General features: G+C 71.2%; 19 protein-coding genes and 1 pseudogene. 12 read left to right on the top strand and 8 right to left on the bottom strand.

The genetic code is table 11. The features are described 5' to 3' along the window. Positions 1 to 30 precede the first annotated feature (30 nt). From ACIA77_RS32035 to ACIA77_RS32010, 6 genes are all read left to right on the top strand, one after another. Positions 31 to 1,566, top strand: a complete 1,536-nt coding sequence (locus ACIA77_RS32035; protein ID WP_395889751.1) for a substrate-binding domain-containing protein — start codon at positions 31 to 33, stop codon at positions 1,564 to 1,566. Between the two features lie 115 nt (positions 1,567 to 1,681). Next, entirely contained in the window at positions 1,682 to 2,209 is a 528-nt protein-coding gene (locus tag ACIA77_RS32030) for a YlcI/YnfO family protein (protein WP_395889750.1), read from the top strand. Positions 2,210 to 2,310: 101 nt separating this feature from the next. Further along, positions 2,311 to 3,156, top strand: a complete 846-nt coding sequence (locus tag ACIA77_RS32025; protein ID WP_395889749.1) for a DUF4097 family beta strand repeat-containing protein — start codon at positions 2,311 to 2,313, stop codon at positions 3,154 to 3,156. Positions 3,157 to 3,929: 773 nt separating this feature from the next. After that, positions 3,930 to 4,889 carry an ATP-binding cassette domain-containing protein gene (locus ACIA77_RS32020; RefSeq protein WP_395889748.1) on the top strand — a complete coding sequence of 320 codons (960 nt, stop codon included), beginning with the start codon at positions 3,930 to 3,932 and terminating at the stop codon, positions 4,887 to 4,889. Next, positions 4,886 to 5,689 carry an ABC transporter permease gene (locus tag ACIA77_RS32015; RefSeq protein WP_395889747.1) on the top strand — a complete coding sequence of 268 codons (804 nt, stop codon included), beginning with the start codon at positions 4,886 to 4,888 and terminating at the stop codon, positions 5,687 to 5,689. The genes ACIA77_RS32020 and ACIA77_RS32015 overlap by 4 nt, the downstream gene beginning before the upstream one ends. A 388-nt stretch (positions 5,690 to 6,077) precedes the next feature. Then, a complete protein-coding gene (locus tag ACIA77_RS32010; protein ID WP_395889746.1) occupies positions 6,078 to 6,533 on the top strand; it encodes a hypothetical protein in 456 nt (151 codons plus the stop codon). Here ACIA77_RS32010 and ACIA77_RS32005 read toward each other — a convergent pair. The 3 genes from ACIA77_RS32005 to ACIA77_RS31995 all read right to left on the bottom strand — a co-directional run bounded on the left by ACIA77_RS32005 (position 6,457) and on the right by ACIA77_RS31995 (position 8,592). Next, positions 6,457 to 7,272, bottom strand: coding sequence for a hypothetical protein (locus ACIA77_RS32005; protein ID WP_395889745.1), 816 nt, complete (start codon positions 7,270 to 7,272; stop codon positions 6,457 to 6,459). The two genes, ACIA77_RS32010 and ACIA77_RS32005, sit on opposite strands and share 77 nt — an antisense overlap. After that, positions 7,262 to 7,615, bottom strand: a complete 354-nt coding sequence (locus ACIA77_RS32000) for a hypothetical protein (RefSeq protein ID WP_395889744.1) — start codon at positions 7,613 to 7,615, stop codon at positions 7,262 to 7,264. The genes ACIA77_RS32005 and ACIA77_RS32000 overlap by 11 nt, the downstream gene beginning before the upstream one ends. 104 nt (positions 7,616 to 7,719) lie before the next feature. Continuing rightward, the gene (locus tag ACIA77_RS31995; RefSeq protein WP_395889742.1) at positions 7,720 to 8,592 is read right to left on the bottom strand and encodes a LysR family transcriptional regulator; all 873 of its coding nucleotides are present in this window, start codon (positions 8,590 to 8,592) and stop codon (positions 7,720 to 7,722) included. 70 nt (positions 8,593 to 8,662) lie between these two features. Between ACIA77_RS31995 and ACIA77_RS31990 the strand changes: the two genes are divergently transcribed. From ACIA77_RS31990 to ACIA77_RS31970, 5 genes are all read left to right on the top strand, one after another. Then, the gene (locus ACIA77_RS31990) at positions 8,663 to 10,447 is read left to right on the top strand and encodes a gamma-glutamyltransferase family protein (protein WP_395889741.1); all 1,785 of its coding nucleotides are present in this window, start codon (positions 8,663 to 8,665) and stop codon (positions 10,445 to 10,447) included. A gap of 135 nt (positions 10,448 to 10,582) precedes the next feature. Further along, the gene (locus tag ACIA77_RS31985; RefSeq protein ID WP_395889740.1) at positions 10,583 to 12,214 is read left to right on the top strand and encodes an ABC transporter substrate-binding protein; all 1,632 of its coding nucleotides are present in this window, start codon (positions 10,583 to 10,585) and stop codon (positions 12,212 to 12,214) included. Positions 12,215 to 12,217: 3 nt separating this feature from the next. Beyond that, positions 12,218 to 13,174 (top strand): ABC transporter permease, encoded by a 957-nt coding sequence (locus ACIA77_RS31980; RefSeq protein ID WP_395889739.1) that lies wholly within the window; start codon positions 12,218 to 12,220, stop codon positions 13,172 to 13,174. Further along, entirely contained in the window at positions 13,171 to 14,043 is an 873-nt protein-coding gene (locus ACIA77_RS31975; protein WP_395889738.1) for an ABC transporter permease, read from the top strand. The genes ACIA77_RS31980 and ACIA77_RS31975 overlap by 4 nt, the downstream gene beginning before the upstream one ends. 11 nt (positions 14,044 to 14,054) lie before the next feature. After that, entirely contained in the window at positions 14,055 to 15,644 is a 1,590-nt protein-coding gene (locus ACIA77_RS31970) for an ABC transporter ATP-binding protein (protein ID WP_395889737.1), read from the top strand. Positions 15,645 to 15,651: 7 nt separating this feature from the next. Here the strand turns inward: ACIA77_RS31970 and ACIA77_RS31965 are convergent, their stop codons facing one another. From ACIA77_RS31965 to ACIA77_RS31945, 5 genes and pseudogenes are all read right to left on the bottom strand, one after another. Then, positions 15,652 to 16,230: an iron-containing alcohol dehydrogenase gene (locus ACIA77_RS31965; protein WP_395889736.1), complete on the bottom strand. Its 579-nt coding sequence runs from the start codon at positions 16,228 to 16,230 to the stop codon at positions 15,652 to 15,654. Further along, positions 16,191 to 16,763, bottom strand: a pseudogene (locus ACIA77_RS31960) (iron-containing alcohol dehydrogenase); the annotation flags it as partial. The pseudogene ACIA77_RS31960 and the gene ACIA77_RS31965, both read right to left, overlap by 40 nt. 155 nt (positions 16,764 to 16,918) lie before the next feature. Beyond that, a complete protein-coding gene (locus ACIA77_RS31955) occupies positions 16,919 to 17,443 on the bottom strand; it encodes an SRPBCC family protein (protein ID WP_395889735.1) in 525 nt (174 codons plus the stop codon). A 3-nt stretch (positions 17,444 to 17,446) separates the two neighbouring features. After that, positions 17,447 to 17,791 (bottom strand): ArsR/SmtB family transcription factor, encoded by a 345-nt coding sequence (locus ACIA77_RS31950; RefSeq protein ID WP_395889734.1) that lies wholly within the window; start codon positions 17,789 to 17,791, stop codon positions 17,447 to 17,449. A 45-nt stretch (positions 17,792 to 17,836) separates the two neighbouring features. Then, entirely contained in the window at positions 17,837 to 18,943 is a 1,107-nt protein-coding gene (locus tag ACIA77_RS31945) for a hypothetical protein (protein WP_395889733.1), read from the bottom strand. Positions 18,944 to 19,027: 84 nt separating this feature from the next. Here ACIA77_RS31945 and ACIA77_RS31940 point away from each other — a divergent pair, with 84 nt between their 5' ends. Beyond that, positions 19,028 to 19,402 carry a hypothetical protein gene (locus ACIA77_RS31940; protein ID WP_395889732.1) on the top strand — a complete coding sequence of 125 codons (375 nt, stop codon included), beginning with the start codon at positions 19,028 to 19,030 and terminating at the stop codon, positions 19,400 to 19,402. The last annotated feature ends 41 nt before the right edge of the window (positions 19,403 to 19,443 follow it).

The following is a 19,443-nucleotide window of genomic DNA, read 5'->3' as shown; positions in this document are numbered from 1 at the left end:
CCGTCCCTGTCCCCGCGTACCGGAGGGCTCGTGTCCGACTTTCCGTGGCAGAGCGTTCTCGCCGTCGTCGGCCTCCTGGTGCCGATCTTCGCGTTCCTGTGGGAGTTCGTGCTCGTCGGCCGCAAACGGCTCGGCTACCGCGTGCAGATGGACACCACCGCGCGGCTCGAAGCCACTTCGCAGCACGCCGGCACGTGGCGGCAGCTCGAGAAGGAGAGCGGGAAACCGCTCGTGGAACCGTCGTTCGTGCTGCTGCGGATCGAGAACACGGGCACCACGAACATCGACCACGACGACTACGTCGCCAACAAGAAGCACGACGCGGGCGTGACGATCCGCTTCCACGGCCGCCGGGTCGCGGGCATGGTCGTGACGGATCTGAGCGACCAGTTCCTGCGCGACAACTTCAGCGACGGCTCGGGTCTGGGCTACGAGAACAAGACCGAGCCGGGTGGCGCCGTCGGCACCATCAAGTTGCCGCGCACGCAGCTGAACCGGGAGCAGCACTTCAAAGTGCTCGTGGTGCTGGAGCGCGCCGGCGGCGACGAAGGGACGAAGTTCAGGGAGCCCGAGGTCGTCGCCGGCATCAAGGGCGTCGTCGGGCGCGGCGGGATCAGCGAGACGAAGAGCCGCACCGGGATCCCGCGCTGGCTCACCGTGCTGATCTACGCGCTCGTGGCCGTCTGCCTCGCCGAGCCCTTCGTGTACTCGCTGGTCCTGCCGAAGCCGGTGCCGCTGGACTGCGCGAGCGGCACCGTGCGCATCACCGGGTCGACGGCGTTCACCCCGGTGCTCGCGGAGGCCACCGCGTCGTACACGCGCACGTGCCCGGGCGCCACGTTCACCCTCGACACCCACGGCAGCGCGCAGGGCCTGGAAGCGCTCAACCAGGCCAAGAACGCCGGCGTGCTGGCCTTCTCCGACGGCGTCAAGGGCACCCGGCAGCCCGAACTGCTGCCGCGCCCGATGGCGTTCCTGCTCTTCACCCTCGTGATCAACCGCGACGCGGGGGTGCAGGACCTCACGCTCGCCCAGGTGAAGGCCGTGTTCTCCGGGCAGGTCACCAACTGGCGGCAGGTCGGGGGCAACGACCGCCCGGTGCGCCTGGTCGACCGCGAATCGGATTCCGGGACGCGCAGGACGTTCGAGCAGCGGGTGCTCGGCACCGTCGAACCGGGTGAGAACTCCAACGACTGCGTCGAACCGAAGACCGCGACCGCCGGCGTGATCCGCTGCCGCCGCAGCGACACCGACGACCTGCTGAACACCGTCGCCACCACGTCCGGCGCCATCGGCTACAGCGAACTCGGCGCGGCGACCGGGCGAGCCGACCTCGTGGCGGTCCGCATCGACGGCCAGGCGGCCACCCTGGAGGCCGCCGACCACGGCGCGTACCCCTTCTGGCAGACCGAATACGCCTACACCTACGGCGACGTCGGCGCCGGCAGCCTGCCGGCGAGCTTCCTGCGCTACCTGACCGACCAGGTGGGGGCCGACATCATCCGGTCACACGGGGATCGGCCGTGTGCCGAGCTGGAGAACCCGGTGCGCTGCTCACCGTCGTGAGTCTGGCGCCAGCCACCGGCCTTGACCAGCAGATTTGCCCACGCTGAGCCAGCGTGGCACCAGTAATGAGCCATCATGGCTTGCACTGGTGCCACCAGTGTGCCATAGTGGTGCCATGGACTTGACGACGTATGTGAACAACCTCGGCCGCGAGTTCGCGACGCTGTCCGAAACCGGCGGTGACGAGGCGCGCGAACTCGTCGAGAAGCTGACCGGCTCGCTCCAGTCGGCGATCCGGATGACGCTGCTCGACGCGCTGTCGGGGGCCGCGGACGAGATCACTCGCGACCTGGCGCCGGGTTCCGTGGAGGTGCGGTTGCGGGGGCGGGATCCCGACTTCGTCGTGACCGCTCCCCCGGCCGAACCGGCTGCGCCCGCCGGGGAGAACGCGGCGGACAGCAGCACCGCGGACGGGGAGCTGCTGATCGCCGAGGACGGACCGTCCGCGCGGATCAACGTGCGGCTGCCCGAGCAGCTCAAGACGGCGGTCGAGGAGGCCGCGGCCAAGGAAGGCCGTTCGGTCAACGCGTGGCTCGTCCGGGCGGCGGCCGCCGCGCTGCAGAAGTCCGAGCGCGAGCAGCGGCCCGACCCGCACGACGGTGGCAAGCGCAGCAAGCAGCGGCTCACCGGCTGGGTTCGTTAACCAGCGCCTTTCTCCACTTCCCGCAACGCCTTTCCCACGCTCCTTCCCACACCGCCCCCGACCTGCGGGGACGGCCCACCCATTCCACTGAGGGGACAACCATGTCGATTTTCGAGACACCCGAACCGATTTCCGTCACCGTCGAACTGGGCGCCGGCGAAGTGCGGATCACCGCGAGCGACCGCGCCGACACCGTCGTCGACGTCCGGCCGGGCGACGACACCGATGAGTCCGACATCAAGGCGGCCAAGCAGGTTCGCGTCGACTACCGCAACGGCGTGCTGCAGGTCGTCGGGCCGAAGATCCGCGGCTTCGACTTCTCCCGCAAGACCCGCTCGGTCGACGTGGCCATCGAGCTGCCCAGCGGCTCCCGCGTGTCCGGCGAGCTGCAGGCCGGCGACTTCCGCGCCGAAGGCCGGCTCGGCGAGAGCCGGTTCAAGACCTCGGCCGGCAACGTCCGGGTCGACCGCACGGGCGCGCTGCGCGTGGACACCTCGGCGGGGCACATCACGGCCGACGCCGTCGCGGGCAACGCCGAGATCTCCACCGGCTCCGGAAAGGTCCGGCTCGGCGAGGTCCAGGGCACCGCGGTGGTGAAGAACTCCAACGGCGACACCACCATCGACGTCGTCACCGGCGACGCGCGGGTGCGCTCGGCCAACGGCGACGTCTCGATCGAGCGGCCCGGCGCCGACGTCGACGCCAAGACGTCCAACGGCAGCATCCGCCTCGCCGAGGTCACCCGCGGTTCGGTCGTGCTCGCGACCGCGATGGGTGATCTGGAGGTCGGCATCGCCGAGGGCACCGCCGCGTGGCTGGAGGTCACCACCGGGTTCGGGCACGTGCGCAACCTGCTCGAGAACACCACCCGGCCCGACGCCGCCGACGAGACCGTCGAGGTGCGCGGCCGCACCTCCTACGGTGACGTGGTCATCCGCCGCGCCTGACCGAGCCCGTACCGGATCTCGGGCCGAACCGGTTCCGCAGCCCGGCATCCCGCGACGACACCGGGCCGCGGCCGCACCTGCTACGGCGACGACACCATCCGCCACGCCCGAGCAAGCCCACACCAGATCTCGGCCCGAACCGGCACCGTCGCCCCGCGCCCCGCGACGAAACCAGGCGGCGCACCTCCTACGGTGACGCGGTCATTCGCCGCGCCTAACTGAGCCCGCACCGGATCTCGGACCCGAACCGGTTCCGTCGCCCAGCATCCCACGACGACACCAGATCGCGGCCGCACCTGCTACGGCGACGACACCATCCACCACGCCCGAGCAAGCCCGCACCGGATCTCGGCCCGAACCGGCACCGTCGCCCCGCGCCCCGCGACGAAACCAGGCGGCGCACCTCTCTACGGCGACGTCACCATTCGCCGCGGCTGACCGAGCCCGCACCCGATCCCTGCCGGACCGGCACCGTTGCCCAGCTCCCCGCGACGACACCATCCGCCGCGCCCGACCGAACCCGCACCGGATCCTTACCCCGAACCGGTGTCGTCACGCGGATTCCCGCGACGGCACCGGCCACCCGGGCGGCCACACCTCCTACGGCGACGTCACCATCCGCCGCGCCTCACCGACCCCGCACCGGATCTTTGCCCGAAACTCCGCCGTCACCCGGCTTCCCGCGACGGCACCGGCCACCCGGGCGCGCCCGCGCCCGTCCACACGGCGACAGCCGTCGCCGACCAGCTCCCTGCCATGAAGAGGGGAAAACCATGTCCACCAACCACTCCCGCTCGGCGATCGCCGTGACGGGGCTGCGCAAGTCGTTCGGCGACCACGTCGTGCTCGACGGTCTCGACCTCGACGTGCGGCGCGGCACCGTGTTCTCGCTGCTCGGCGCGAACGGCGCCGGCAAGACCACCACGGTCAACATCCTGTCCACTTTGCTCAGTGCCGATGCCGGTGCCGTCCGGGTCGCCGGCCACGACCTCGCTCGCGAGCCGGACGCCGTCCGGGCCGCGATCGGCGTCACCGGGCAGTTCTCCGCCGTGGACAACCTCCTCACCGGTGAGGAGAACCTGCTGCTGATGGCGGATCTGCACCACCTCGCCCGCGGTGAACGGCGGCAGCGCGCCGGCCGGCTGCTCGAGCAGTTCGACCTCACCGACGCGGCCAAGAAGCCCGCGTCGACCTACTCCGGCGGTATGCGGCGGCGGCTCGACCTCGCGATGACGCTGGTGGGCAGCCCGCAGGTGATCTTCCTCGACGAGCCCACGACCGGTCTCGACCCGCGCAGCCGCCGGACCATGTGGCAGATCATCCGCGAACTGGTGGCCGGCGGCGTCACGATCTTCCTCACCACGCAGTACCTGGACGAAGCCGACGAGCTCGCCGACCGGATCGCGATCCTCGACCACGGCCGCGTCGTCGCCGAGGGCACCGCCGACGAGCTCAAGCGCCGCATCCCGGGCGGGCACGTCCGCCTGCGCTTCGCCGACCAGGCCGGCCTCGACACCGCCTTGCGCGAATTGGACCAGGCCACCCGCGACACCGACGCGCTCACCCTGCGCGTGCCCGGCGACGGCAGCCTGCGGTCGCTCAAGACCCTGATCGACCAGCTCGACAGCCGTGCCCTCGACGTCGACGAGCTGTCCGTGCACACCCCCGACCTCGACGACGTCTTCCTCGCCCTCACCGGCACCCCGACCCACGAGAAGGTGACCACCCGATGAGCACCGCCGCCCCGCTGCGGTCCCACCCGCTGCGCGACTCGGCGACCATGTTGCGCCGCAACCTCAAGCACCTGCTGCGGTACCCGTCGATGACCGTGATGCTCGTCGGGATGCCCGTCGTCTTCCTGCTGCTGTTCGTCTACGTGTTCGGCGGCGCGCTCGGCGCCGGGCTCGGCGGGCCGGCCGGCGGCCGCCTCGAATACGCGAACTACGTGGCACCGGCGATCATCCTGATGACCATCACGGCCGCCGTCCAGGGAACCGCGATCTCCGTCGCCATGGACCTGACCGAAGGCGTCATCGCGCGCTTCCGCACGATGCACATCGCCCGCGTGTCGGTGCTGACCGGGCACGTGCTGGGCAGCGTCATCCAGACGGTGCTCAGCCTGGCGGTCGTGATCGGCGTCGCGCTGCTCGTCGGCTTCCGGCCCACGGCCGGCGTCGGCGGCTGGCTGGCCACGGCCGGGTTCCTGGTCGCGGTGACGTTCGCGCTGGTCTGGCTGTCGGTCGCGCTCGGCCAGGTGAGCAAGAGCGTCGAGACCGCGAGCAACCTGCCCATGCCGCTGCTGCTCCTGCCGTTCCTCAGCAGCGGTTTCGTGCCCACCGACTCGATGCCCGCCGGGCTGCGGTGGATCGCCGAGTACCAGCCGTTCACGCCGATCATCGAGACGCTGCGCGCGCTGCTGCTGGACAAGCCGCTCGGGAGCCACCTGTGGTTCGCGCTCGGCTGGTGCGCCGTGCTCGCCCTGGGCGGTTACGTCTGGTCGAAGCGGCTGTTCAACCGCGAGCCGGCCCACTGACGGCGGCCGCGTGAGTCCCCGCCGGGCGGCCGGCGGGGACTCAGCTGTGCGGCCCAGCGGACCACAGTGGACTTCGCGGTGGTCGGGCACGACGCACCCGATCACCGCGTAACCTTGCCCCGGGTCCGGACGATGTCCTTCGCGGTGGCCGGGCGGAACCGTTCGCCCCGTCCGGCGTCGAAGCCCGGACGGTCCGCAGAAAGGGGCAGCAGTGCGAAGACGATCCTGGTGGGGCGCGGCGATGGTGGTGCCAGCGCTCGCGGCGGCGGGCTGCACCCAGACGACCACCGGCCGGGCTTCACCCGCCGTCCCCGCCGCCAACGCGGCTCCCGCGCGGCCTTCACCCTCCTTCCCCTCGACGAACGGCGCCACGGCCACCATCGCCACGATGACCCTCACCCTCCCCGCCGGCACCCAGTACGCCGTGGAATCCCGCGACCCCGGCTACGAGGGCTGCCTGCGGTCGGCTTCCTTCGCGTGCGAGGGCAAGATCCTGGACCTGCGCGAAGCCGCCGGCTCGGGCCTGATCAACGTCCCCAGCCCGACCCGCCAATTCGGCTGGTACCCCGGCACCGACGCCCCGACCTGCCTCGGCCCCACCTCCGACCCCGGCACCGCCTCCCAGGCCACTGGCAGCACCGTCCTCGACCACGGCTTCGCGCCGGTAGGTCCGAAGAAGGCCGAGTACGCCCGCTTCACGGAGACCTGCCAGAACTCGGCGCAGAACAACCAGGTCCGCATGTGGTGGCTGCCGCAGAGCAAGATCCTCATCGTCGAACACGCCGCCACCCCAGACCGCGACGCGGCCTTCGACCGGATGCTGACCTCGGCAACGTTCGGCTGACGCCGCTACGCCGCCGCTCGGCTCGCGAGGTAGGCGAGGTGGTGGGAGGTCGCGTAGGCGACCGCCACGCCTCTCGATCCGAGGCCCTCGCCTCGCCCCTCTGCCGCCTCACCGATCGGGCGGTCGCCGCACGAGAAGTCGGCACCGGAAAGGCCCCGGAGCTCACCACGTCCTGGCACACCACCCGGAAGGCCCGAGCGAGTGGCTTCCCGGGTTCCGCACCCCGAGCGCCCTCGTCCTGTGCGGGCACCGGTTCCCTCGCGTACAGCCAATGGCCCGGACAGGTGTACTTCATGGCGGCGTGCTTGCTGAGGAACCCTCGACCGGGTTCGGGGTGCACCACGCCGTAGTCGCCGAACAGCAGCTCCGCGGCACCGGCCCGCACGAGGCGCTCCCACATCTGCTCTTCGATTCGCGGTGACTCCCAGAGCGCGATCTGCGAGAAGAAGCGAGGGATCGAGCCGGCCAGCAGGCTCGTCGATCGGAAGTGCCCGAGTGCCGCCATCGCGCCGAGAAGGGAAGCGACGGCATCGATCAGCTCGGAACTCAGGTTCGCGACGTATCGAAGATCGACGATCACATCGAGGTCGTGGGTGTCGACGCCAAGCACCTCGAGAAGGTGATCAACGGCGCGGGATCCGGGCATCCGCCCGGAGATCCGAAGGGCGCCTCCGGAACCCGGTTCACGACAGAGCGCACCGAGCCTGGCTGTATCGCTGTCGCCGGCGTCACCGCGCACTACGGGATGAAGTCGATCTGCCCTGGCTGTCGAAGAGGTCCGCCGGATAGCCGAGCCGATCGGCCAGTTCCCCGAGCGCCCCGACCGGCCCGCCCCTGAAACCAGCCTCCACCGCGGCGTCGGAGGCGTCGACCATGACCGCGCGGCCGAGTCCGTGGAGTTTTCGCGCGACCGCTTCGACCCGATCGAACTGCTTGGCCGGTGCGGCACCCTCGGGGTCGAACTGCAGCAGGGGTTGTCCTCGCCGGACCTGATCCGCATGGTCGAGGGCATCGAGCGCCATCACTTCACCCATCTTGAGGCGAAGAGCAACGAGGGACGCGAAGTCACCGGGCTGGGCCACAGCCGCTCCCCCTTACCGAGTGTGCAAGGTCGATTACCCCTTCGACGGTAGATCGTCAGCGCCGGCAGACACATCCACCACAAGCTCGAATCGTTCACCGAATCTCAGCGAGCTGCCAGTGTCGTGTCCAGGAACGCCTGCGTCGCGGCCGTGATCGGGCCCGAGCGGTGGACCAGCCATTGCGGCAGGCGTTCGGGTGGGGAGAAGCGGACGACTTCCGCCCCGGCGCGGTGGGCGAGGTCGGCCCAGCCGTCGGGCATGAGGCCGGCGCCGATGCCGCGCAGGACCATCGGGAGGACGACGCTGCGGTCACCCACTTCGGCCGCGATGGTGACGTCCGGGACGGTCGCGGCGATGCGGTCGAACAGCGCGCGCACGGCCGTGGCGGGTTTGGTGACGACGAAGCGCAGACCGCGCAGGTCGGCCCACTCCACGGTGTCCCCCACGCCGGAGCCGGGGGGCGCGACGAGCAGGAACTCTTCGTCGCGCAGGTGGTGCGAAACGAGGCCCGGGCCGGCGGGCCGTTCGGCGCTGCCGCACACGCCGGCCTCGCAGCGGCCCTGCAGCACCATCGCCACCACCTCCGCCGCCGACAGTGCCGACGACGTGCTCACCAGCACGCCTGGATGGCGTTCCCGCAGGTCGGCGATGATGCTGATCACCGGTTCGAGCGCGGAGGACGAGGTGGCCGCCACGTCGACGCGCCCGGCGAGGCCGTCGCCGACCGCGCGGGCGGCCGCGCGCAGGGCGTCGAGGTCGCGCAACACGAGCCGGGCGCGGTCGGCCATGAACTCGCCCGCGCTGGAGAGCACGGCGTTGCGGCCGACGCGGTGGAAGAGCGCCACGCCCAGTTCGTGCTCCAGTTTGGCGATCGCGCGCGACAGCGACGGCTGGGCCACCCGCAGCGCCCGCGCCGCGTGGGTGAAGCCGCCGTGCTCGACGATGGCGACGAAGTACTCGAGCTGACGACGTTCCATAGCTCCACGCTATCGGAATGGTGTCATACATGTCTTTGACGTACGACACGGACCGCGCGACCATGCAGGGATGTTCCAGACGCGTCCCACGCTCCAGGGCACCTTCGGCATGGTGTCGTCCACCCACTGGCTCGCCTCGGCCGCCGCGATGGCCGTCCTCGAAGACGGCGGCAACGCCTACGACGCGGCCGTCGCCGGGGCTTTCGTGCTCCACGTCGTCGAGCCGCACCTCAACGGGCCCGGCGGCGAGGTGCCGATGATCATCGCGCCCGCGGGCGGCACGCCGAAGGTCCTCTGTGGACAAGGGCCCGCGCCGGCCGGCGCCACCATCGAGCACTACACCTCGCTCGGCCTGGACCTCGTGCCCGGCACCGGCCCGCTGGCCGCCGCGGTGCCCGGCGCGGTCGACGCCTGGCTGCTCCTGCTGCACGACCACGGCACGAAGCCGCTGCGGGAAGTCCTCAAGTACGCCATCTCCTACGCCGAAGACGGCCACCCCGCCGTCGACCGCGTCGGCGCCACCGTGGAGACCGTGCGCGAGCTCTTCGAAACGGAGTGGACCAGCTCCGCGGCGCTGTACCTGCGCGACGGCCGCGCGCCGGAGCCCGGCGAGGTCATCAAGAACACCGCGCTCGCGAACACCTGGCGCCGGCTCGTCACCGAGGCCGAAGCCGCCGGCTCCGGCCGCGAGACGCAGATCGAGGCGGCCCGCAAGGCCTGGCGCGAGGGGTTCGTCGCCGAGGCGATCGCCAAGTTCGCCGCGAAGCCCACCATGGACACCTCCGGCGAACGCCACTCCGGCACCTTGACCGGCGCCGACCTCGCCGCCTTCCGCGCGACCTACGAAGACCCGGTCACGTACACGTGGAACGGCTGGACCATCGCGAAAGCCGGGCTGTGGAGCCAGGGCCCGGTGTTCCTGCAGCAGCTCGCGCTCCTGCCCGAGCAGCTGGACTACGCCACGCCGGACTACTACCACACGCTCATCGAGGGCACGAAGCTCGCGATGGCCGACCGCGAAGCGTGGTACGGCGACAGCTCCGACGTCGACGTCCAGGCGCTGCTTTCCCCGGCCTACAACGAATCGCGCCGCAAGCTGATCGGGGAGCGCGCGTCGCACGAACTGCGCCCCGGCAGCCCCGACGGCCGGGAACCCCGGCTGAGCAAGCACGCCCAGTACGTCGCGGGCGGCGGTGCCGTCCAGTCGGCGACCGGCGCCGGTGAGCCGACCGTCGCCAAGGACGGCGCGACGCGCGGCGACACCTGCCACCTCGACGTCGTCGACCGGTGGGGCAACATGGTCGCCGCGACGCCCAGCGGCGGGTGGCTCCAGTCCAATCCGGTCATCCCGGAGCTCGGGTTCCCGCTCGGCACCCGGCTGCAGATGGCGTGGCTCGACCCGGGCCTGCCCAACTCGCTCGCGCCGGGCAAGCGCCCGCGCACCACGCTCACCCCTTCGCTGGCCTCGCGCGACGGCGTGCCGGTGATGGCGTTCGGCACGCCCGGCGGTGACCAGCAGGATCAGTGGAGCGCGCATTTCTTCCTGGCCGTCGCCTTGCGCGAAAAAGTGCGCAGCGGGCTCGACCTGCAGGGCGCGATCGACGCGCCGAACTGGCACAACGACAGTTTCCCCGGCTCGTTCTACCCGCGCGCGATGGTGGCCGGCAGTGTCACCGTGGAATCGCGGATCGGCGAGGACGTCATCGCCGGACTGGAGAACCGGGGTCACGTCGTGACCGTCGGAGAACCCTGGTCCGAAGGGAGGTTGTGCGCTGTCGCCCGTGATCCGGAGACCGGCGTGCTGTCCGCCGCGGCGAACCCCCGGGGAATGCAGGGTTACGCGGCCGGACGATAATAGAGCCATTCCCGCCGAAAAGCGGGCCCGCACGCGGGTCCGCTTTTCGGCATGCCATTTTTCACGCATAACGATTTAACACGGATTAACGATCCGGAAACGGGGTCGGGGAAAAACGGACGTACGTTGTGAGCCATGTCTCCTCGGTCCCTGCTCCCCCTCCTGGCCGGGCTGGCGGTGATGGCTCTCACGGCGTGCGTGCCCGTCCAGCACGCGAGCGCCCACGGCGACCACCGCGACGACTTCGGCACCCCTGTCGGCAGTCAACCCGTCCAGCACGGCGGCGACCTCGTGATGGGCCTGTCCAACGAGCCCGACAAGCTCGACCCCACGACGTCCAGCTCGCTGTACACGCGGTACGTGATGACCACGATCTGCGAGAAGCTCTACGACATCGACGACACCAGCAACGTCGTGCCGCAGCTGGCCACCGCGTTGCCGACGATCTCGCCGGACGGCCTCACCGTCACGATCCCCGTGCGCACCGGGATCGTCTTCGCCGACGGCACCCCGTTCGACGCCCCCGCGGTCGCGACCAGCCTGCGCCGGCACTTCGAGCTCAAGACTTCCCAGCGCAAAAGCGAAATGGGCCCGATCAGCCACATCGACGCGCCCGACGCGGCGCACGTCGTGCTGCACTACAAACGGCCGTTCGCCCCGATCACCGCGGCGCTCGCCGACCGCGCGGGCATGATCATGTCCCCGGCCGCGCTCGCGAAGGAGGGCGACGACTTCGGCGAGCACCCGGTGTGCGTCGGGCCGTTCAAGTTCGTGAAACGCGTGCCACAGACGGAAATCGACGTCCAGCGCGACCCGTTGTACTACGACGCCAAGGACGTGCACCTCGACTCGATCACCTACCGGATCATGACCGACGCCAACATCCGCGCGGCGAACCTGCGCTCGGGCGACATCCAGGTGGCCGACACGATCTCGCCGCAGGACGTGGACGCGCTCGCCCAGGACCCGGACCTCAAGGTGCTGCAGTCCCCTTCGCTCGGCTACCAGAGCGTCACGTTCAACACCGGCAACGTCGACGGTGTCGGCAAACCGACCAAGCACATCGACAAGCCCGTCGCGAACGACCCCCGCATCCGCCTGGCGTTTTCACTCGCGCTGGACCGCCGCACGCTCGTGGACACGGTCTTCAACAACTGGTTCGACCCCGCGTGCTCGCCCATCGCCCCGAAGACGCCGTACTCCTCTCCCGCGAGCGACGCTTGCCCGGCATTCGACCCCGTGAAGTCGCGGCAGCTGCTCCAGCAGGCCGGCGTGCCGATCCCGTTCCCGATCGAACTGCAGGTGACCAACACCCAGGACCAGCTGCGTTACGCCCAGGCCCTGCAGGCGAGCGTGGCCGAGGGCGGGTTCGCCGTGAAGATCGTGCCCGTCGAGTACTCCACCCTGCTGGACGTGGAAAAACGCGGCACGTTCGAAGCGCTGATGCTCGGCTGGTCCGGCCGCATCGACCCGGACGCGAACACCTCCCGCTTCCTCTCGACGGGTTCGGGCGGCAATTACGGCGGCTACAACTCGTCCGCATTGGACAAGCTGCTGGCCGACGCGTCGCGCAGCATCGACACGAAGCAGCGTGCCGCGCTCTACGGGCAGGCCGTGCAGCTGATGCAGCAGCAGAACCCGATCGTCTACACCTACCGGGTCCGCAACCTCACCGTGCACTCCACGCGCGTCACCGGCATCCAGGTGTACGCCGACGGCGTGGTGCGGCTCGGCAAGGCCGCGTTCCTCGCGAACCAGGAGGGCTGAGCCGTGGTGCGCTACCTGTTCCACCGCCTCTGGCAGTCGGTCGTGACGCTCGTGCTCGCGTCGATCGTCGTGTTCATCGGCGTGCGCGCGCTGCCCGGTGACCCGGCCATCGCGATGGCGGGTGAGGAAGCCGACCCCGCGGCCGTCGCCGCCGTCCGCGCGCAGCTCGGCCTGGACCAGCCGCTGCCCGTGCAGTACTTCAAGTTCGTCGGCCACGCGCTCACCGGCGACTTCGGCAAGTCCGTGCGGACCGGCACGCCGGTGAGCGAGATGATCGGCGCGACGCTGCCGGTGACCGTGCAGCTCGCCGTGTTCGCGATGCTCGTCGCGGTGCTGGTGGGCATGCTCGCCGGCGTCGTCGCGGCGGTGTTCCGCGGCCGCTGGCCGGAGTGGGGCGCGAACGGTTTCTCGCTGTTCGCGCTGTCGGTGCCGACGTTCTGGCTCGGCATCCTCGCCGTGCTCTACCTTTCGGTGCAGCTGCGGTGGTTCCCGGCGTCGGGCTACGTGTCGCCGTTCGACCAGCCGCTGCGCGGGATCTACTACCTCGCGCTGCCGGCGATCATCCTCGGGCTCACGCACGCCGCGGTGGTGCAGCGCCAGACCCGCTCGTCGATGGTCGAGACCCTCACCGCCGACTTCGTACGCACCGCACGGGCGAAGGGGCTCGGGCGCGGCGCGGTGATCTTCCGCTACGGCCTGCGCAACAGCCTGATCGTGGTCACCACGATCGTCGGCCTGCAACTGGGCGGGCTCATCGCGGGCGCCGTGGTCACCGAGCGGATCTTCAGCCTGCCCGGCATCGGCAAGCTGACGCTCGACTCGGTGTTCACCCGCGACTACCCGGTGATCCAGGCCGTGGTGCTGGTGATCACCACGGCCTACATCGTGATCAACCTGCTCGTCGACTTCCTCTACACGGTCATCGATCCACGCATGCGAGTCTCCGGGAGGACCCGATGACGATCGCCGCCGAAACCCCCGCGCCGCTCGCCCGCGTCCGCGGCCGGGTCGGGCGCCGGCTCCTGCACAACCCGATGGGCGTGATCGGCGGTGTGCTGCTGCTGATCGTGGTCGTCGCCGGGGTGTTCGCGCCGCTGCTCGCCCCCTACGCGCCGACGGAGGTGCACTTCGAGACCCCGTTCCAGCAGCCGGGCACGGTCGGGTTCGCGCTGGGCACCGACGACCTGGGCCGCGACATCCTGTCCCGCGTGCTCTACGGGACGCGCGCGTCACTGGAGGTCGGGGCGCTGTCGGTGCTGTTCGCCGTGGTCGTCGGTGTGCCGCTCGGCCTGCTGTCCGGGTACTGGCGCCGGCTCGATTCCCTGATCTCGCGGCTGGCCGACCTGATGCTGGCGTTCCCGTTCCTCATCCTGGCCGTCGGGCTGGCGGCCATCAACGGCGGCGGGCTGACCAACGCGGCGATCGCGCTCGGCATCGCGCAGATCCCGACCATGACCCGGGTCGTGCGCGCGGACACGTTGCGGCTCAAGGAAACCGACTTCGTGCTGGCCGCCCACACGATGCACGCCGGGCCGTGGCGGATCCTCGGTCAGCACGTGCTGCCCAACGCGCTGTCGGCGATCATCGTGCAGGCCACGGTGATCATGCCCGTGGCGGTGATCGGCGAGGCGGTGCTGTCGTTCCTGGGGCTCGGCATCCAGCCGCCCGCGCCGAGCCTCGGGATCATGCTGTCGGACGCGCAGCAGTACCTGTTCCGCACGCCCTGGCCGGGCATCTTCCCCGGCGTCGCGCTGGCGCTGATCTGCCTGGGCTTCAACCTGTTCGGCGACGCCCTGCGCGACGCACTGGACCCGAAGAGCACCCGGTGAAGGGGACGAGCATGACCGAACCGCTGCTGGCCGTGAGCGACCTCGACGTCTCCTTCGGCGCCACGGCCGCCGTCCGTGGCGCGAACCTGACGCTGAACCCCGGCGAACGCGTCGCCGTCGTCGGCCAGTCCGGCTCCGGCAAGTCCACCACCGCGCACGCCATCATCGGCCTGCTGCCCGGGTCGGGGCGCGTCACCGGCGGCACGATCCGGTGGCGCGGCGAGAACCTCACGCACGCCGGGGAGAAGCGGCTGCGCCGGCTGCGCGGGCGCGAGATCGGACTCGTGCCGCAGGACCCGATGTCGAACCTCAACCCGGTCGCCCGGGTGGGCCGGCAGGTCGCGGAAACCCTGGTGGCGCACCGGATGTGCTCGCGCCGCGAAGCCTGGGCGCAGGCGGTGGAACTGCTCGGGCAGGCCGGGATCCCTGAGCCGGCGCGGCGCGCGCGGCAATACCCGCACGAGTTCTCCGGCGGCATGCGCCAGCGTGTGCTCATCGCGATCGGCCTCGCCTGCCGGCCCGACCTGCTCATCGCCGACGAGCCGACCTCCGCCCTCGACGTGACCGTGCAGCGCCAGATCCTCGACCACCTCGAGAAGCTGACGCAGGACCTGGGCACGGCACTGCTGTTCGTCACCCACGACCTCGGGCTGGCCGCGGACCGGGCCGACCGGGTCGTGGTGATGTCCGACGGCGAAGTCGTGGAGACGGGTCCCGCGCGGGCCGTGCTGAACGACCCGCAGGAGCCCTACACGCAGCGGCTGGTGGCCGCCGCGCCGTCGCTCACCGGCCCGATGCACGAGGCCGCCGCCGAGTCGGACGTGGTGCTCGAGGTGTCGCACGTGTCGAAGGAGTACCGCGTTCGCGGCCGTGGCGGCACGCTGCGCGCGGTCGAGGACGTGTCGTTCACCGTCGGCCGCGGCCGCACGACCGCGATCGTCGGCGAATCGGGTTCGGGCAAGACGACCACCGCGCACATGGTCCTCGGCCTGGTGCCGGCGACGTCGGGCACGATCCGCCTCGACGGCTCCGAGATCGTCGGTCTGCGCGGCGCCCGCCTGCGTGCGGCCCGGCGCGCGATGCAGCCGGTGTTCCAGGACCCGTACGCGTCACTGGATCCCATGTGGACGGTGGAGCGGATCGTCACGGAACCCCTGCGCACGTTCGGGGTCGGCGACCGGGACTCGCGGCGCCGGCAGGTGGCCGAACTGCTCGACCAGGTGGCGTTGCCGGCTTCGCTCGCGCAGCGCTACCCCAACGAGCTGTCCGGCGGTCAGCGCCAGCGCGTCGCGATCGCACGAGCCCTGGCGCTGCGGCCGCGGCTGGTCGTGTGCGACGAACCGGTGTCGGCGCTGGATGTGCTGGTGCAGGACCAGATCCTCGGGTTGCTGTCGTCACTGCAGGAGGAGCTGGGCCTGAGCTACCTGTTCATCTCCCACGACCTCGCCGTGGTGCGCTCGCTGGCCCACGACGTGCTGGTGATGCAGGCGGGCCGGGTGGTGGAGCACGGCCCGGTGGACCAGGTGCTGTCCGCGCCTTCGGACGACTACACGCGCCAGCTGCTCGACGCGGTGCCGGGAGCGGCCACGTTCGCGCCGTGAGCGCCGATCACCGGGCGAGGGCGAGGATCTCCTTGACGTGGTGCGGACCGTCGATGGGCCGCGGGTTGCGCGGCACCCACGGCGTGCCCATCGCGCGTTCGGCCACCTCGTCCTCGTTCGCCGGGCCGACGCCGACGGCGCCGAGGGTCGCGGGGAGGTCCAGGTCGCGGACGAGGTTCCGGACGACGTCGGCGGCCTGCTCCCCGCCGATCCCCGACTGGGCGAGCAGCTCGCGCTGCCGCGCGCCGTTGACCTCGGCGTTCCAGGCCAGCACGGCGGGCAGCAGCACGCACGACGTGTGCCCGTGCGGCACGTCGAACGCGGCGCCCAGGACGTACCCGATGCCGTGGCTCGCGCCCATCGGCACGCCGGACGCCAGCGGCGCCATGGCCAGCCACGCGCCCAGCCGGCAGTCGAGGCGCGCGCCGAGGTCGGCCGGATCCCGCGCGACGGCCCGCAGCCCCCGGGTGAGCAGCGCGAAGCCGCGCGCGCGGCCTGGGTGTCGGTGTAGACGTTGGCGCCCGTCGCGCAGAAACCCTCGACGGCGTGGTCGACCGCGCGCAACCCCGTGGAGGTGAACAGCCACCGCGGCGTCGGCACGGTGAGCGCGGGATCGAGGACGACCGCGTCGGGCACGAGTTCGGGCCCGCGCCACAGCACCTTCGTGTGGGTGGCCTCGTCGGTCACGCCCGCGATCCCGGTGAACTCGGCGGCGGACAGCGTGGTCGGCACGGCCAGCTGTTTGACCGCCGGTGGCTCGGGATGCTCGCCACCCGGCTGCGCCAGGCCGCCGAGCTGTTCGACCCCGTTGGCCAGGCACATCCGGACCGCCTTGGCCGCGTCGATCAGCGTTCCGCCGCCGACGGTGACGATCGCGTCAACGCGCTGCTCACGGGCTCGCCTGGTCAGGTCGGCCACGGCCCCGCTCGGCGTGTGCGCCGGCACTCCGTCGGCCACCCCGGCGCAGCGCTCCCCCAGGGCCCGTGCGATGTCCTCGACGCAGCTCGTGGTCCGGTTCAGCGTGCGGCTCGCCAGCACGAGCACCCGGCGCGCCCGCCACGACGCCACCTGAGCGGCCACGGCGTCCGCCGCGGGCTCGCCGAAGGTGACGCTCTCCATGCGGCTCAGCACCACGCGCCCCGCCATCGCTGCTCCTTCCGCCCGGGAGGTGACGGGACCAGGGAACCACAGCCGGTCGCGGAATCCCAGACCGGTCGGTCCAGAAAACTCGGAGTTCCACAGTGGACGGTAGCACCCGGCCGCCGTCCGCGTGATCAAGCCCGGGTGAGCCGGTCCTCGTACTGGTCGTGGAACCGTTGCCACTCGGCCATCGGCAGGTCGGCCAAGTCCGCCGGAGAACCGGCCAGCGCCGAAGCCAGGAAGTTCAGGTGCAGGTGCCAGCCGGCGAGCACGAGGGGCAAGACGTCGTCCGGGAATCCCACCGTGCTGCTGAACCGCAGCACGGTCGCGCTCCCGTCTTCGGCGAGCTCGAAGCGGAGCACCCCGTGCACGTCGGTGTCGAACTCGAGCACGTGCGGGGGCTCGTACGCGGTGACGGTGCCGTGCAGCACGACGTGGTTGCCTTCGTGGTCTTCGTTGAGCCAGCGCAGCACGATCCGGCCGCCTTCGGCGAGCTCCAGCACGTCGGCCGAGCCCCACCACCCGAGCAGCTCCTCCGGGCTGGTCAGAGCCGCCCAGACGCGGGCGATCGGGTGGCGCAGGCGGCGTTCGAACCGCAGCACGCGCTTACCGTCGTCGCGGACGTCGACCACACCGTCCGCGGAATCCACAGTGGACATGAGCTACTCCTCCGGGTCGCCGGGGTTTTCGGTCGGGTTTTCGACTGGGTTTTCATCCAAGTGCCGCTCGAGGGCGTCGAGGCGGCCGGCCCACAGCGCACGGTACGGCCGCAGCCACGCGTCGATCTCGCGCAGCGGCTCGTCGTCCAGCTCGTACCAGCGCAGCTGCGCCTCGCGGCGCACCCGGACCAGCCCGGCCTCGCGCAGCACGCGCAGGTGTTTCGAAGCACCCGGCTGCGTCAGGCCGAGCCGCGCGGCGAGCTCTCCCACCGGAGACGGTCCCTCGCGCAGCAGATCCAGGATGCGGCGCCGGGTCGGCTCCGCCAGCACCTCGAACGTCGTGGGCACCCCTCTAATATGCCTCACCGCGTATATACCCGTCAAGGCATAAAGCTAGACCGAGCGGAACAGCAGCACCCCGTTGACGCTGAGCGTGCACTCGTTCGACGCGCGGCCCGTCGGCAGCGAGTACCTGAGCGGCAGTTCCGTGCGGCCGGCTTCGAGCGTGCCGCCGGAGGGCGGGAACCAGCGCACCGGTTGCGGCAGGCCCGGCGCGTCCGGTTCGAACAGGGCGCAGTGCAGCGGCACGGACAACGCCGATTCGAGCCGCACCGTGACCGCGACGTCGAGCGTGCCCGCCGGGACCGGCGCGCCCGTCTGCGCGGCCACCGTGAACTCCATCGCGCTCCGCGGCGCCCCGGGCCGGAACCGCACCGAATCCCACGTGACCGACAGCGGCCCGAACCGCAGCGGCCCGGGCCCCGCCGGCTTGAGCACCACCTGCGCGGCCCGGGTCAGGCGCTCGTCGTCCTCGTACTCCTGGGGCAGCACCACGTCCCAGTCCGGTTCGGCATCGGCCCGGCCCAGGCCTTCCGCGAGCGTGCGCGCTTCGTCGAACAGGCTCAGCCCGAGGTCCATCACCTCCGCCGCCGCGTCGACGAGGTCGCTGCCGAGTTCCTCGATCCGCTGCTCGCGCCGCGACCGGAAGCCGGAGCCGCCGAGCTGCTCCCGCGCGCGTTCGTACGCTTGTGGTCCCACCAGTGGCATCGCGCCGATCAGTGCTTCCAGGGCCGCTTTGTCGAGCAGGGTCAGCGCGGTGCGCGCCGCGTCGACGCGGCCGAGCGCCAGCGCGCACAGCGCCAGGTACCGCTCGCCCACGGCGACCTGCAGCGGCGACCGGGCCGAGGCGACGGCGTCGCGGAACAGGTCCCGCGCCCGGTTCAGCTCCGCGGTGCGCACCCCCGGGTCGCGGGTCGTGCTCGCGTCGAGCAGCGTGCGCAGGCCGGCGCCGACCGCGGTGGTGTACCGCTGTTCCAGGACTTCGTCGAGCTGCCGCTCGATGCCGGACAGCTGCTCCCCCAGCCGGTCCTCGCTCTCCACGAGCGCCCCGACGATCTCGGCGGCCACGCCCCCGAGCTCTTCTTTCCCCGTGAGTGCCCCGATCACGGCGGACACCCCGTACTTCGTCGCGATCACGGCGATCGCCGTCAGCGGCTCCACGGCGGACAGCCTAGTTGTACGGCGCGTGTACGACTCCCGGCGATCCTGGGCGCACTTCGCAGTACCCCGAGAGAGAGCGGGACCATGAAGTTCAGACGTTTCGCGACCGGCCTGCCGGCCGCGTTCGCCGCCGCGGCCGGGCTCGCCGCGCTGCCCGCCGCGCCGGCTTCGGCCGACGTCGCCTCCACCGTCGTCTTCCAGGCGAACACCGGAGGCTACGACTGTTTCCGCATCCCCGCGGTGGTGACGGCGCACAACGGGGATCTGCTCGCGTTCGCCGAGGGTCGCAGAACCGGGCCCGACTGCCTCGACGCCGGCGACGTGGACGTCGTCCTCAAGCGCTCCCAGGACGGCGGCACAACGTGGAGCGCGCCGATCATCGCCGTGCACGGCTACGGCGACACGAAGGACTTCCCAATGGGGATTGTCAAGTCACGCTGCTGCTGGGATCGGGGGTGAGGCGTGGTAGTTGGCGTTGTCGCGGAGCATGGCCCACAGGA

The sequence above is a fragment of the Amycolatopsis sp. NPDC051903 genome, assembly GCF_044452505.1.
Lineage (GTDB): Bacteria > Actinomycetota > Actinomycetes > Mycobacteriales > Pseudonocardiaceae > Amycolatopsis.
The sequence above is the reverse complement of the archived record's forward strand: the minus strand, read 5'-3'. Positions and strand labels throughout refer to the sequence as shown.

Excerpts from the sequence above, each read along its gene's own strand:
- ACIA77_RS32030 (WP_395889750.1), top strand. The coding sequence starts at position 1,682 with ATGGACTTGACGACGTATGTGAACAACCTCGGCCGCGAGTTCGCGACG.
- ACIA77_RS32025 (WP_395889749.1), top strand. The coding sequence starts at position 2,311 with ATGTCGATTTTCGAGACACCCGAACCGATTTCCGTCACCGTCGAACTG.
- ACIA77_RS32020 (WP_395889748.1), top strand. The coding sequence starts at position 3,930 with ATGTCCACCAACCACTCCCGCTCGGCGATCGCCGTGACGGGGCTGCGC.
- ACIA77_RS32015 (WP_395889747.1), top strand. The coding sequence starts at position 4,886 with ATGAGCACCGCCGCCCCGCTGCGGTCCCACCCGCTGCGCGACTCGGCG.
- ACIA77_RS32010 (WP_395889746.1), top strand. The coding sequence starts at position 6,078 with ATGACCCTCACCCTCCCCGCCGGCACCCAGTACGCCGTGGAATCCCGC.
- ACIA77_RS31995 (WP_395889742.1), bottom strand. The coding sequence starts at position 8,592 with ATGGAACGTCGTCAGCTCGAGTACTTCGTCGCCATCGTCGAGCACGGC.
- ACIA77_RS31990 (WP_395889741.1), top strand. The coding sequence starts at position 8,663 with ATGTTCCAGACGCGTCCCACGCTCCAGGGCACCTTCGGCATGGTGTCG.
- ACIA77_RS31985 (WP_395889740.1), top strand. The coding sequence starts at position 10,583 with ATGTCTCCTCGGTCCCTGCTCCCCCTCCTGGCCGGGCTGGCGGTGATG.
- ACIA77_RS31975 (WP_395889738.1), top strand. The coding sequence starts at position 13,171 with ATGACGATCGCCGCCGAAACCCCCGCGCCGCTCGCCCGCGTCCGCGGC.
- ACIA77_RS31970 (WP_395889737.1), top strand. The coding sequence starts at position 14,055 with ATGACCGAACCGCTGCTGGCCGTGAGCGACCTCGACGTCTCCTTCGGC.
- ACIA77_RS31955 (WP_395889735.1), bottom strand. The coding sequence starts at position 17,443 with ATGTCCACTGTGGATTCCGCGGACGGTGTGGTCGACGTCCGCGACGAC.
- ACIA77_RS31940 (WP_395889732.1), top strand. The coding sequence starts at position 19,028 with ATGAAGTTCAGACGTTTCGCGACCGGCCTGCCGGCCGCGTTCGCCGCC.